This window comes from Microcoleus sp. bin48.metabat.b7b8b9.023 (genome assembly GCF_013299185.1).
GTDB lineage: Bacteria > Cyanobacteriota > Cyanobacteriia > Cyanobacteriales > Microcoleaceae > Microcoleus.
The window spans coordinates 1-14,197 of sequence record NZ_JAAFKG010000040.1; the positions used below are offsets into that span (position 1 = coordinate 1).

10 protein-coding genes are annotated in these 14,197 nt (G+C 45.6%); 6 read left to right on the plus strand and 4 right to left on the minus strand.

The genetic code is table 11. The features are described from left to right. Positions 1 to 102: 102 nt before the first annotated feature. Together QZW82_RS21005 and QZW82_RS21010 are read right to left on the minus strand one after the other, a co-directional pair. Complete coding sequence (locus QZW82_RS21005) at positions 103 to 981, minus strand: hypothetical protein (protein ID WP_293152250.1); 879 nt, start codon at positions 979 to 981, stop codon at positions 103 to 105. A gap of 36 nt (positions 982 to 1,017) precedes the next feature. Beyond that, positions 1,018 to 1,617 (minus strand): IS607 family transposase, encoded by a 600-nt coding sequence (locus tag QZW82_RS21010; protein ID WP_293152253.1) that lies wholly within the window; start codon positions 1,615 to 1,617, stop codon positions 1,018 to 1,020. A gap of 257 nt (positions 1,618 to 1,874) precedes the next feature. Between QZW82_RS21010 and QZW82_RS21015 the strand changes: the two genes are divergently transcribed. The 3 genes from QZW82_RS21015 to QZW82_RS21025 all read left to right on the plus strand — a co-directional run bounded on the left by QZW82_RS21015 (position 1,875) and on the right by QZW82_RS21025 (position 3,616). After that, positions 1,875 to 2,126, plus strand: a complete 252-nt coding sequence (locus tag QZW82_RS21015; RefSeq protein WP_363318764.1) for a redoxin domain-containing protein — start codon at positions 1,875 to 1,877, stop codon at positions 2,124 to 2,126. A gap of 69 nt (positions 2,127 to 2,195) precedes the next feature. Next, on the plus strand, positions 2,196 to 2,651 hold the full coding sequence (locus QZW82_RS21020; RefSeq protein ID WP_293152256.1) for an NUDIX hydrolase: 456 nt from the start codon (positions 2,196 to 2,198) through the stop codon (positions 2,649 to 2,651). Positions 2,652 to 2,809: 158 nt separating this feature from the next. Next, positions 2,810 to 3,616, plus strand: a complete 807-nt coding sequence (locus tag QZW82_RS21025; RefSeq protein WP_293152259.1) for an alpha/beta hydrolase — start codon at positions 2,810 to 2,812, stop codon at positions 3,614 to 3,616. Between the two features lie 441 nt (positions 3,617 to 4,057). Here the strand turns inward: QZW82_RS21025 and QZW82_RS21030 are convergent, their stop codons facing one another. Then, positions 4,058 to 4,957 carry a pantothenate kinase gene (locus QZW82_RS21030; RefSeq protein ID WP_293152424.1) on the minus strand — a complete coding sequence of 300 codons (900 nt, stop codon included), beginning with the start codon at positions 4,955 to 4,957 and terminating at the stop codon, positions 4,058 to 4,060. Positions 4,958 to 5,275: 318 nt separating this feature from the next. Between QZW82_RS21030 and QZW82_RS21035 the strand changes: the two genes are divergently transcribed. From QZW82_RS21035 to QZW82_RS21045, 3 genes are all read left to right on the plus strand, one after another. Then, on the plus strand, positions 5,276 to 7,375 hold the full coding sequence (locus QZW82_RS21035; RefSeq protein ID WP_293152262.1) for a GAF domain-containing protein: 2,100 nt from the start codon (positions 5,276 to 5,278) through the stop codon (positions 7,373 to 7,375). A 694-nt stretch (positions 7,376 to 8,069) separates the two neighbouring features. Next, positions 8,070 to 9,797, plus strand: coding sequence for a diflavin flavoprotein (locus QZW82_RS21040; RefSeq protein WP_293152265.1), 1,728 nt, complete (start codon positions 8,070 to 8,072; stop codon positions 9,795 to 9,797). Positions 9,798 to 10,251: 454 nt separating this feature from the next. Beyond that, the gene (locus tag QZW82_RS21045; RefSeq protein WP_293152268.1) at positions 10,252 to 11,997 is read left to right on the plus strand and encodes a diflavin flavoprotein; all 1,746 of its coding nucleotides are present in this window, start codon (positions 10,252 to 10,254) and stop codon (positions 11,995 to 11,997) included. A 157-nt stretch (positions 11,998 to 12,154) separates the two neighbouring features. Here QZW82_RS21045 and QZW82_RS21050 read toward each other — a convergent pair whose 3' ends face one another. Further along, positions 12,155 to 13,606 (minus strand): methyl-accepting chemotaxis protein, encoded by a 1,452-nt coding sequence (locus QZW82_RS21050; protein ID WP_293152272.1) that lies wholly within the window; start codon positions 13,604 to 13,606, stop codon positions 12,155 to 12,157. Between the last annotated feature and the right edge of the window lie 591 nt (positions 13,607 to 14,197).

Genomic DNA, 14,197 nt, shown 5'->3' on the forward strand with positions numbered 1-14,197 from the left:
GGATTTGAGGTTTCTAGGATACTGACTCTCACCTACATGGTCATTCAGTTGTCAAGGTTCTACCTTGCGGCTAATCCCCCTAACCCTTTTTAGTATTGGTTTCTAGCCAACGATTCGCACACCGGGATTCATGTCGATACCAATGCAGCCGTGCATCCTCTCTTGAGAGACCGACGGCACGGGATTCGGAGCAAACTGCACAGCAGCAATCCATCTTCCATTTTTGCGATAAAAGTGCCAATTTTTAGCACCGCATGGGGGCAGTCTGTCAATGTTGCGATTAAAATCACCAATCTCAGAAGATACATTTTTGCCGAATCGTGACTCTAGGCATTTTGGGACTCGAAAAGTTATTTTCTTCCCATCCCACTGGCAGACTTGATTGCCAAAGGATTCATCCTTGGAACCGACGACCAAAATATCGCCTCCAGGAATAGAAACCTTAATTCGCTTAAACCTTAAGTGTTCGACGCTATTGATTAGCAATGTCAATTTACGCTTTTTTTGGTGAATTTGAAAGCGCAAATTCTGCCAGTTTGTGGATTTATACTGAAGCGAGCAGGCTATGGGAAAGTTGCAACCTGTTTTTGAATTATGCCATTTCCTTTTTGCGTAAAACTTTCGGGCTAATACTAACTTGCGTTCGGCTTTTTTGAGCCACATACCAATAGATTTAATCTTGCCTTCAAGAGTTTTTAAATGTAAAATTCTGTGTGATTTTGCACTGTCTACACGACCCTTGGTAGAGCTAATTACGCCGTTGGCATGGCGCTTATTGATGCCGTAGGTTTGTTGCAAGTGCGTGTTCCAATCAGATTTTTTAAACTCTGTGCCTGAAAGCAAGTGGTCAACTGTTTCAATACTTGCAGCCCAAAAAATTGGGGCGTAAGTATTGAGAAACATCTCGAAAGTTGTAAATCCTAGCTCGTTGAGTTCGTCAACTGGTGTGGGCAAGCCTTTGCAATAAGTCAGGGTAGCCATTGATTCTCGCTGTCAATATGGTTATACCTTTGTATGTTAACTGCTTTGCACAGAATCCGCAAGCTTTTGAATGAGCTTTTTGTTTTTGCTCGACCTCGCCCCGTACAGTCGAGCTGAAAATACGGTGATAATTTCTAAAACATCGCTCGCGAGGTCTTCCTCAAAGGTTGCATCTTCTTTTTTGTTGAGAATGACCACTTCTACTTCGTGGTACTCACAGAGTGAAAAAATCAGCTCTGAGCCGAATCTCAGCAACCTGTCCTTGTGGGTAATCACAAGTCGAGCCATTTCGCCATCTAAAATGGCAGAAATTAGCTTCATCAGCCCTTTTTTGCGGTAATTCATGCCACTACCTAAATCTCTGATCACTTCATATTCCCAGCCGAAAGATTGACAATAGCCTGATAAAACGGCATCCTGCCTGTCAAGATCGGCTTTTTGGTCGTGACTCGAAACCCTGGCGTAAGCTATTGTTTTTCCGGTTTTTTGCTCAACAAAGTCCGAAAGACGGTATCGTCTGTGTCCGCCATCTGTGCGGACTGATTCGAGCTTGCCTTCTTTTTCCCACCGCCGTATTGTGTCAACGCTTACGGCTTTAAGCTCTGCTAACTCGCCAATGCTAATCAGTCTATCCATTGATTTACCTAGAATCTAACTACTAAATCCTACGTAAATCTAGGTAAATCGTCAACAGTCGTCAACCCCGTTTAGCTTGGTTTTCGCGTAGGGGGATAATGGTCAAGTTTATGCAATTATACCAAAGAATTTGCTGGTTTCCTCATCCACCCCGACGCTGTTCCACGTTCCGAAGAGGAATTTGACTCGCAAGAGTGGAATCGTCAACTCGCACGCATTCATCCCGACGCGAGGCTACGCTCCTGGCGCGGGGATGAATGCTGCTGAAAGCTAAATATCAACTGCCTTTTCCCTTGCTGTGCGACTCAAACGCCGAAGTGGCAACCGCCTACGGTTGTTACGGACTCAAAAAATTTATGGGCAAAGAATTTATGGGCATTACTCGATCGACCTTCGCGATCGACCCTGATGGTAGGATTGAAACTGTTTGGCGCAAAGTCAAACCAGAATCTCACGCAGTGGAGATTTTAGGAGAATTGTCGGATATTTTGCCTGAAAGAAGAATATAATAATTCTGACCCCAAATCTGCGAGATAGCAGGTCTAAAATTACTTTCCCCTAAACAAACTTTTGAGTGTATGCGTAGATTGTGGCAATTTGTACAGACTGTGCTGGGTCTGATTTTTCGACATCCCGTGACTGGTACCGCCGTGATTCCTGTGTTACCTGACGGGAGAATAGTGTTAATTCGACGCCGCGACAACGGTCGCTGGGCCCTGCCGGGAGGTATGGTGGATTGGGGAGAGGATATTCCGACAACAGTGCGCCGAGAATTGGCGGAGGAAACAGGACTCGATTTAGTCAAAATTCGTCGCTTGGTGGGCGTTTATTCGGCTGCCGATAGAGACCCTCGCTTGCACTCGATTTGTATAGTGGTGGAAGCAGAGGTGCAGGGCAAGATGCAAGTTCAGGATTCGCTTGAAATCAGCGAGGTGGAAGCTTTTTTGCCGACAGCGCTGCCGGAAGACCAGCTTAGCCATGATAATGGCGAGCACTTGCATAACTATTTTCAAGGCCTGACAACTTTAGCGTAAATTCTCAGGGCATCTACATTTGAGCAACGTTGGGAATTACCTCACCTTAACAAGCTACCTTTTATTAGTAGGGAATTAATTTTTAATGTTTCCATGCTTTAATTTATGATATCTGAACATTAATTTAATAATCTTTTTATTGCTGAATATTAAACCGGATGTACTCACCGTTACGCAATTCTCGGGTCAAACTCTCTTTAGGACACATTTTCTGGCGCGAAGTCGGCAGAGGCCCAAATTTAGTATTTTTGCATGGTTCTTGGGGCGACGGCAGTCAGTGGCTGCGGACGATCGAGCTTTTGAGCCCGGACTTCCAATGCTTCGCACCAGATTTGCTGGGCTTTGGCGACTCGGAACACCCAAATGTTAATTATTCGATCGATCTGGAAGTAGAATGTCTCGCCCAATACCTCGATGCTTTGAACCTGCAACAGGTTTATTTAATTGGTGACTCTTTGGGCGGCTGGGTGGCTGCTAGCTACGCCATCAAATATCCCGATCGAGTTCAGGGTTTAGTGTTATTAGCCCCAGAAGGCGTCAAGGCTGGCAACCAGGGGGGGCGGTGGCAGACGGCTAGCTGGCTGATCGCTCAACCTCCGTTGGCATACTGGTTGTTGCGATCGATCTATCCAATTGCTAAGTTGCTGGGGGGTCAAAAGCAGATTGACAGACTGCTAAACTTGAGACAGCAGTTGATGCAGTCCCCAGTTGCCGTGCAGTTGCTGTTCGGGCGGCGGCGGCCTGAAATTATAGCAGATTTAGTTGATGAGAATTTGGCCTTGCTGAAAGCGCCTGTTTTGGTTTTGCAAGGTTCTGAAGATACCCCCGCAGCTTTGTCTCTGTGTCAATCCTATGCTGCTCTGGCTCCTAATGCCGAACTGCAATCTGTCAGTCCGGGAGACATCAATTTGCCGCAGGAAGTCCCGGATATTGTTGCTCGCTATATTCGCCAGTTTGCCAAATGAATTGATAATTGGTCATTAGTCATTAGTCATTGGTACACCTTTAAAAAAGGTATGTTGTTGCGCTTGAGCGCTCTTTATATGCAAGAGCGCTTAAGCGCAACAACGTGCCTAATATGCAAGAGCGCTTAAGCGCAACAACGTGCCTAATATGCAAGAGCGCTTAAGCGCAACAACGTGCCTAATAAACATTAACCTGCATAATAGAGCCAGTTGCTGCGTTCAAGACTGTGTTGATTGAGGCGGATTTTTTCTGTTCTTATTATTCCTATTCCGATTGATTGCAGAGAATTGGTCGCCGTCAACATTTAACAAACTCATATAAATTCAAAAAAAATACAACTGTATGCCCCTGTTTGAAACCTTTACGGAATCAATCATTACCAATTCTTCAACATCAAATCTCAATCAATTGGTCAATCCCCCAATCCCTCAATCTAAAATCTAAAATGCTATGATTCCCCAAAAAATAGCCTCTGGTGCGTCAATTACCGAGGAAGCCGTATTGGGAAATAGTGCGGTGAGGTATTTCAATAACAAAATGCGATCGCCCCCCGTGAGTGCAATTTTGCTATTCGGAAACAACCTCCGCCAATCTTCAATAAAATCCCTAACTCCTGCCACCGCCGCATATACAACCCCGCTTTGAATTGCCCCAGCAGTATCTGTAGCCCAGCGATGCGGAATGTTTTCTGGTAAGCGTACTGAGGGCAATGCAGCGGTCTTTTTTCCCAACGAGGATAACTGCAAACCCAAACCCGGTAAGATGGCACCCCCGACTAAATACCTATTGACATTAGCCCCAGTAAATGTTAAAGCTGTACCAGCATCTATAAGTAAAATTGGCCAACCAAATTGGTTGCCAGCACCCAGTAAAGCTAAAGCTCTGTCAATTCCCAGGGTAGGATAGAGTCCCCCGATCGGTAACTGGTCTAAAGTAATAATTCGGACTTCAGGATAACTCTGCCAAATTGCTGTTTGCTGGGGAACTACTGAGGCCAAAACTAAAGGTAGCGGCACTACAGAAAGCGTGTGAGGACTAGACACAGCAGGAGTAGCAGGAAGACCGAGCAGATTTTGAGCCGATATTTGCTCGATCGACCTCATCACCGTTTCCACCAAATATTCCGCTTTTTCTGCCTCACAGAGCCGGGAAACAGCATCAGCTTTGAGATGCTCAGTATCCCATGTTCTCTCCAAAGTTCTGCCCGTAAATAATCCCCAGTGCAATCGCGAATTGCCGATCGCCAAAGCTATTTTAACCAGGCTTTTACCTGCCAATCCAGCGATCGGGTTGTCGGTGCCACTTCCCGGGCAAAAATTGTCGGCAATTGAATTTTCCATGTTCATCGATCGATCGCGCGCAAACATTATCACTATAGATAGATTTTAGATTAATTTTATTCGCTTAGGGGGACGGTTAACTCTAATTGACATCTGACGAAAAAGATGGCGCGTGCCTCATTAGTATTGTCGGCTGCTGAGCCATAATTATTATTGATAAATATTTGTAAAGCAAATAATTGCAATGCTCGGGATATATCATTTATAATGTTTTAATATCGTTCTAAATTTGTGGTAGCGACGATCGGCTGGTGGCGGGGTAAGCAAATGTGTAAAAAACCAGAGTCTATCAAAATACTGTACAAGTGCTGAGTAAATATGTCTTTAAAAATACAACAACCAGAAACCCCCTGGCAGAGACTGACTGCGCGGTTGCCTGAATCAGGTAACTGGAATCAAGAAGAAGGTCTTTTGCTGCCGGAAGTAGACCAACAAAAAGCCATCATCGTCCAGATGCAGCAGCAAGTTCAGCTATCAAACTTGCTCAACGAAATTAATAACGAAATTCGCAGCACCCTTGATATAGAACAGATTTTAACATCAGCCTGCCGATTGCTGGGGCAAGCGCTACAGTGCAGCCGCGCGAGTATTTTAGTCAAAGAATCCAATACAGAAAAAACGTTAGTCACGCGGGGAGAGTACAACGCGGGAGACTATCCCATACAACTGGGGATGAAAGTACCGATTACTAATAACCCGCACTTGGCCGCAGTCGTATCTGGGCAAGAGTCGCTAGCATTGACGAAGTTTCTGGATTTTCCGGGGTTGAACGCACAAACCCGAAAAATTGCCGAGGCTTTGGAAATTAAGTCAATGCTGGCAGTTGCTACTCGCTATCAAGGTGAAGTGAATGGCATAATTGGTTTGCATCAGTGCGATCGCGAACGGGAATGGACTGATTGGGAACGGCAACTGTTAGAAGGGGTAGCATCGCAATTGGCGATCGCGATCAATCAAGCCAAACTCTACAGCAAAACCCGCCGTCAAGCCGAACGAGAATCTCTGCTGCGACTGATTGGCAACCAAATTCGCAGTACCCTAGATCTGGGAACTATCCTGCAAACAGCGGTGAGAGAAGTCCGCCAATTGTTGCAGTGCGATCGGGTAATTATCTATCAGTTTCAAGACAACTGGCAGGGAACAGTTGTCGTTGAAGATATGACAGTTCCTTGGCCTTCAATTTTAGGAGATATGGGGGCAGATAAGTGTTTTAGGGGAAATTACGCCGATCTTTACCAGCAAGGGCGAGTCAAAGCAATTAATGATATTTTTCAGGCTGGTTTAGAGCCTTGTCACGTTGATTTTTTAGACAGCTTGCAGGTAAAAGCTAATCTGATCGTACCGATTGTTACATCCCAAAACGAAGACCATTCACTTTCTACAGACATAAATTCTCCTGTAAAATTTCCCGGTAAACTGTGGGGTTTGTTGATTGCTCACGAGTGTCACGATACCCGAAATTGGCAGCGCCAAGAAATGGAGTTGCTGTCGCAGCTAGCCGATCAAATGGCGATCGCGATTCAGCAAGCAGAACTTTACAGCCAAGTCCGAGAAGCGGCAGTCAAATCTCAAGCTCAAACCCAGCAATTGCAAGCAGCCCTCCAAGAATTGCGATCGACACAGCAGCAATTGATTCAAAGCGAAAAAATGTCTGGTTTGGGGCAAATGGTAGCGGGAATTGCTCACGAAATCAACAACGCTAACAATTTCATCCACGCTAACTTGTTTCACGCTCAAGAATATTTTAAAGTCTTAAACGAAGCTCTAGAATTGTGCGGGAATGCCTGCCCAGAAGCAGCGGAGGCACTTGTCAAAATCAATGAAGAACTAGAACTCGATTACGTTCGAGATGACTTTGGCAAAATGCTCAATTCGATGCGGGAAGGCAGTGGCAGGATTCGATCGATCGTGATGACGCTGCGAAATTTTTCTCGCTTAGATCACGCAGAATTTAAAGCTGTGGATTTGCATGAAGGTTTGGAAAGCAGTTTATTGATGCTGCAACATAAACTCAAATCAAATATCAAAATTGAAAAACAATACGGAAATCTGCCGCCAGTCAAATGTCATGCCGGTCAAATCAACCAAGTATTTTATAATTTGATGGACAATGCCTTAGATGCGATCGACTCAGCCGACAAACCCGGAGAATTAACAATCCGCAGTTGGCTAAGCGAGCCGGACTGGGTAACAATCTCTGTGCGCGATACGGGAAGTGGCATTCCGGCGCAGATTCAAGACAAGATTTTCGATCCGTTTTTTACGACTAAACCTGTGGGGAAAGGTACGGGCTTAGGACTTTCGGTGTGCTATCAGGTAATTGTACAAGCTCACGGCGGCCGGATTCGGTGCGTCAGTCAGGTGGGCGAAGGAACTGAGTTGATAGTGGAGTTACCGCTGACAAATCGGAAGAATTGAATAGCAAGAAATATAGGAAGAAACCGGGTTTCTGAGTTCTGGGTGCGTCCAATTTATTTTAGGGCTTGCTGAATATAAAGTATAAAGCTTGCCAGAGCAGGCGTTCAAGATTTCTTGGCTCTATCTAAGTGCAAGTTATAGGATTATAGAGGCTCAAAACCCTTCCAATGAAAGTTGTTAGTTTCTGGATAAATTTGGGATTTTAGCAATAAACCTATTATTTTTTAACCTGAGTTCGGGTTAATTTTTGGACGCTTGGCGGTTAGAAACCGCAGCTATACAGACAAAGTGTGCCTCCACACACTCTTCTGCAGGCCTCAAAATCTAGTCTGCTCCCGTCAGATCGAGTCTGTGTAGCCACGAATTCCATTCGCCAAGGCACATTCAATGATTTCTTATCCCGAACTCAGGTTTTTTAAGGTGTGTAGCCTCGTTTTTCCACTACGCATACTTTTTCAGCAATCCCTAAAATAAATCAGATTTGGTGAAATGGGGATTTTGTCAAGACCTAATTTGTGGATTTTTCTCAAAATGGTCGTGAAGCGAAGCTATCGGGAGCCTCAATCGCCCTACTCACACATTAATAACTTTGAAGTTACTTAACAGCGTCATAAGAAATTTTATGAAGATTTACAAAAGAAACGTGTCAGAATGGAAACAATAAGGTAATGGATAACAGACAAGGAGGCAGAGTATGGTAGCCCTGACTGAACGAGTCCAACGCAGATTGACGGTGGAAAAGGTCGAAATTGCCTCTGATACAACGGCAATTCGATGCCTGGACTGGGATAGAGACCGTTTTGACATCGAATTCGGGCTCAAAAACGGTACAACTTACAACTCTTTCATCATTCGTGGCGAAAAAACTGCCCTCGTGGATACCTCGCACGAGAAGTTTCGCCAGCAATATATGGAAACTCTGACGGGGGAAATTGACCCGAAAGAGATTGATTATCTAATTATCAGCCACACTGAACCAGACCACAGCGGTTTGGTGAAAGATGTGCTGGCTTTGGCGCCCCAGGCGATTGTGGTAGGGGCGAAAGTAGCAATTCAATTTTTAGAAAACCTGATACATCAGCCTTTTGAGCGACTTGTCGTGAAAAATGGGGACAAACTAGATTTAGGAAATGGCCACGTTATCGAATTTGTGTCGGCGCCGAATTTGCACTGGCCCGATACTATTTTCAGCTATGACAGCAAAACTCAGGTGATGTTCACCTGCGATGCTTTCGGGATGCACTACTGTTCTGATAGTACCTATGATGACGATTTAGCGGCGGTTGAGGAGGATTATCACTTTTATTATGAGTGTTTGATGGCTCCAAATGCTCGATCGGTACTCAGTGCAATGAAGCGGATGGCCGAGTTGGGAGAAATCGGTACGGTGGCAACCGGTCACGGGCCGCTGCTCAGGTACAATGTGGTGGAACTTACCGGACGTTACAAAAAGTGGAGCCAAGAACAAGCTAAGGCAGAAACCACTGTAGCGGTATTTTACACTTCCGATTACGGATTTAGCGATCGCCTGGCCCAGGCGATCGCCCACGGGATTACCAAAACCGGTGTCGCCGTAGAAATGATGGACTTGAGAATCGCCGACTTGCAAGAAGTTCGGGAACTTGTCGGTACAGCCGCCGGGATCGTAATTTGTTCGCCACCGAGTAATGGCGCTGCTGCGGAAAATGCCGAAGCTGCTATTAACACAATTTTAGTTGCAGCTAACAACAAACAATCCTTCGGTTTGTGCGAATCCGGCGGTGGCGATGACGCATCGATTTATCCGCTGCGAAACAAGTTCAAAGAGTTGGGTTTGAAAGAAGCATTTCCCAACATTTTGATTAAAGAAGCGCCGACGGAAGCGATTTATCAAGTTTGCGACGAAGCCGGTACCGACTTGGGACAGTGGCTGTCGCGGGACAAGGCTGTCAAACAGATGAAATCCCTGGATAGCGATGTTGATAAAGCTTTGGGACGTATCAGCGGCGGATTGTACATTATTACGGCTCAAAAAGGCGAGGTTAGCAGTGCGATGTTGGCTTCTTGGGTGACGCAGGCCAGCTTTAAACCGTTGGGTTTAACTATAGCAGTTGCCAAGGATCGGGCGATCGAATCGATGATGCACGCGGGTGATAAATTTGTACTCAACGTGCTGGAAGAAGGCAATTATCAAAGCTTGATGAAGCACTTTTTGAAGCGTTTTGCCCCAGGTGCCGATCGATTTGCCGGAGTTAAAACTCAACCAGCTACCAACGGTTCTCCGATTTTGACCGATGCTTTGGCCTACATGGAATGCGAAGTGGTTAGCCGGATGGAACTTTCGGATCATCATATCGTATATGCGACGGTAGATAGCGGTCGCGTATCCAATCCCGAAGCACTGCCGGCAGTTCACCACCGCAAAGTTGGAAATCACTATTAGTCAGTTGACTGTTGACTGTTGACTGTTGTCAGTTGTCAGTTGTCAGTTGTCAGTTGATAGTTAACAAGTTGTAGGGGCGGTGGATGGTGCGGGCCCGCCCTCTTATACCAATTTAATGGGTCGTTGCATATATCCCGATCCCCCTAAATCCCCCTTAAGAAGGGGGACTTTGAGCGGAATCTTGTTCCCCCCTTATTAAGGGGGGTTAGGGGGGATCGGATTTCGGAATTCGGGAGCAGCCTCATAAATTAGTAAGGTGCGTCAGCCGAAGTTTTATTCGAGTTAATCATCAACTATCTGCTGACGCACCCTACATTTAAACACAGGACGATGCTACTGTATTTCTTCCTTTCTCCCTCTGCGTCCTCTGCGTCCTCTGCGGTTAATAAAAAAAATCTCATTCACAAAATCAACAGTTTCCCCCTAGCAAACTTAATATAGATAGGTGCAATTAATGACTAACACTTTGACTCCCAGACTCGGATCTAATACCAAACCCCGCGACGTGCAGTTTGTCCCAATTGCCACCGATACCGCAGCAGTGCGATCGCGCACTTGGGACAGACTAAAATTTGAAGTAGAATATTCCCTGCAAAGGGGGACAACAGCCAACAGCTATCTCATTCAAGCTGACCAAACTGCTTTGTTCGACCCGCCAGGAGAATCTTTCACCCAAAATTATCTGGAATCTTTGCAGAAACGGGTGGACTTGAAAACGCTGGATTACATAATTTTGGGGCATTTCAATGCTAACAGATCCGTCACGATCAAAGCTTTGTTAGAATTGGCTCCGCAAGTAGCTTTTGTTTGCACGAATCCGGCGGCTATTGGTTTGCGATCGGCTTTTCCCGAACAAGAGTTAAATATTATGATCGTTCGGGGAGAAGAAACTCTCGATTTAGGTAAAGGTCACAAATTAAAATTCCTGGCGACTCCGACTCCGCGCTGGCCTGATGAACTTTGCACCTACGATCCGCAAACTCGAATCGTGTTCACTGACAAATTTTTTGGTTCTCACGTTTGCAGCGATCAAGTATTTGATGAAGGCTGGAGCGTTTACAGCGAAGATCGGCGCTATTATTACGATTCCCTGCACGCATCTCAGGCGAAACAAGTGCTGACAGCAATGGATAAATTAGCCGATTTGCCAACAGCATTTTATGCTCCCGGTCACGGCCCGATCGTCCGTTACGGCCTCCACGAATTGAGCAATTTGTATCGGGAATGGAGCCAACAACAAAATTCAAAGGACTTGACAGTTGCTTTGATTTATGCTTCGGCTTATGGCAATACTGCTACTTTGGCGCAGGCGATCGCCAAAGGGATTACGAAGGCCGGTGTTGCTGTAGAAAGCATCAATTGCGAATTTGCCGAACCGGGAGAAATTCAAGAGGCGATCGAGAAATGCGCCGGATTTATCATCGGTACTCCGACGCTAGCCGGACACGCGCCGACGCAAATTCAAACGGCTTTGGGCATTGTGTTGTCTACAGCAACTAAGAGCAAATTAGCGGGGGTTTTCGGTTCTTTTGGCTGGAGCGGCGAGGCGATCGACTTAGTGGAAGGAAAATTAAAAGATGCTGGCTATCGGATTGGATTTGAGCCGATTCGAGCCAAGTTTAAGCCGACGGCGGCGACGATTCACGAGTGCAAAGAAGCGGGAACGGATTTTGCTCAAGCTTTGATTAAGTCGCAAAAATTGCGGGCGCCGAAACCGCAGTTGACTGGTGGGAGCGATCGCACGGAACAAGCTGTAGGAAGATTGGTAGGTTCCCTGTGCGTACTGTCGGCGCGGCGCGGGGATGTCACGAGTGCGATGTTGGCTTCGTGGGTGTCGCAAGCCACGTTTAGCCCTCCGGGTTTGACGATTGCGGTGGCTAAAGATCGATCGATCGAAGCTTTGATGTACGCCGGAGATAAATTTGTGCTCAATATCTTAGCAGAAGGGCGACAGTTGCGGAAGTATTTCATGAAAAACTTTGCTCCGGGAGAAGACAGATTTGCCGGAGTTGAAACAACAGAAGCTAGCAACGGCTGTCCGGTTTTGACTGATGCTTTAGCTTATCTCGAATGCGAAGTGATCGGTCGGATGGAATGTGGCGATCACTGGGTGGTTTATGCGGCGGTTGAAAGCGGTCATTTGTTGAAAAATGACGGGGTGACAGCCGTACACTACCGGAAATCTGGGAGTCATTATTAAGTTGCATTAGGTACGTTGTTGGGCTTTAGCCCTCTTTCATAAGACTAGCAAAGAGGGCTAAAGCCCAACAACGTACCTTGGCCAGCCTTTTGGTAGTTTTATATATGCTATCCTGACAATTAAACCGCACCTTACAGCTTTTTACTTCTTTCTTCTACTAAGCCATTTTATTTAGTTCTGCTGCGGTTTGGTTGAGCAGTTCCGTACTGACTTTAACTTGAGCAAGGCTAGTAGCAGTTTCTGTTGCTCCTAAGTTAACATGGTTCATTGCTGCGAGCACTTGTTCAATTGCGATCGCCTGTTGGTTAGCATTCAGAGCAATTTGTTGATTGTTCAAAAATACCTTGTCTATCGCCTCTGCTACACCGGCAAAAATTTCTGTTGTCCCCCTAGCTTGTGTAATTCCTTGTGCTGCGGTTTTTGAACCTTCATCCGTTACCATCACCGTGTAGCCGATCGCAACTTGAATTTCTTTAGCTAGAGCATTAATTTTATCCGCTGATTGTTTGCTTTCATCAGCTAGCCGCCTAATTTCTGTCGCGACTACAGCAAAACCCTTGCCATTTTCCCCAGCACGCACTGCTTCCACAGCGGCATTAAGAGCTAGCATATTTGTTTGGTTAGCGAGATCGGCTACCAGGTCAGAAATCCCACTAATTTTAACAGTATTTTCGTTCAAGTATGTAATCTGTTTGGCGATCGCGTCTACTTTTTCTTGCAGAGTTACTATTCCCTTCATCGTCTTTTCTACAGATTGATTTCCAGACTCAGCTAGGGTTAGTGCTTGATGGGACGAGACTGCTGATGCTTCTGCTTGCTTGGCTGACATGGACGATGCAACACTTAACTCGTTCATCGTCGCAGTCGTTTGATTCACAGCATTGGCTTGCTGAGATATCGTGTATTCTTGTCGCTCGACTGCGGCAGTAATTTGCATGGAAGAAGAAACAATCTTTTTGACAGATTGCACTATCGGGTTAACAATATCGCGGCTGACGATCGCAGTCAAGATTGCTGCGGACAACAAAGCAAAACTCAGAGTACAGACTAGCAAAACTGTCAAACCCTGAATATTGGCTTCAATTTCCTGATGTTTTGTTTCGCCAACTTTTCGCTGGAGTTGGATTAGTTCTGAAAAAGCCTCAACTGTTTCGGCACCAAAAGGAGTTGTCGTAGCTGCGCGATACTCTGCTGCTTCCTTAAGTTTACCTGTTTGCTGCAACTCAAACCACTTAGGTCTGGCCGCAATATACCTGTGATAAGCATCTTGCAGCTTATGGAAAGCAACTTGCTCTTCTGCGGTGAGTTCCCCTTTGGCATATTCTCGCAGGTTATCGTCAATTATTTTGTATAATTGTGGCTCTTCGGTCAAAATGTCCGATCGCTTGGATGGTAAAACGATAAACTGTGGGAAGCCGTAACGCAGCTTCCATAAAGCTGACTCTGAGTTGGCTAGAGCCACCGTCCCCTTAACTTGATATGCGTACAATTTCTCCGCATCTTGTGCTAATTCAACAGTATTCCGCCAACCCACAAATCCGACAACTGCGAGTAAAGCAGTCAAAGCTCCAAAGCTAGCCAACAATTTAGCCCGAATTCCTAAGTTCATTGTTTTTGCTAATTTGCAATAGAGTGTTTCCTAGCAGGGCTATTAATAGCAGTTATGGACGCACCAACATTCAATAGACTTGCATGGCATTCATTAGCTCGCTTTTCTTTGAATTATCTGCGTTCATCTGCGTCGATCTGCCTTACATCTGCGGTTGACTGATATGTTAACCGCAGATACAATTCCAGTCTAGTCAACTACTGTTTCAATTGTGGCGATCGCAATCCAGGATATTTTTGGGTCAATTATGGACGCAAGAACGCCACAGATTGGCTCTTCCCACATTGGGCGCCCTCGGTTTTTACTTGTTTTTATAGAGCTATTAAGCTATAAATTATACTTTTATACCGCGTGTTAAGTAATGAAAATTTTTTTAAAAGGCATAATTTATTACTGTAAGGATGGATTATTCTCAGTAATTATACTCTGTGAGCCTATTCCTAAGCGGGTGCGGAATGTGCGATCTCAAGCATGGCAATTTGCCATACCACAAAGTGCTTGTATAGCAGATTAGTGCATCCAGAATTCTTCGTCAAAAACGTTTTTGTGTACATTCCAGCAAAGTTCGATCGCCCGTTGCGACCTTAGCTA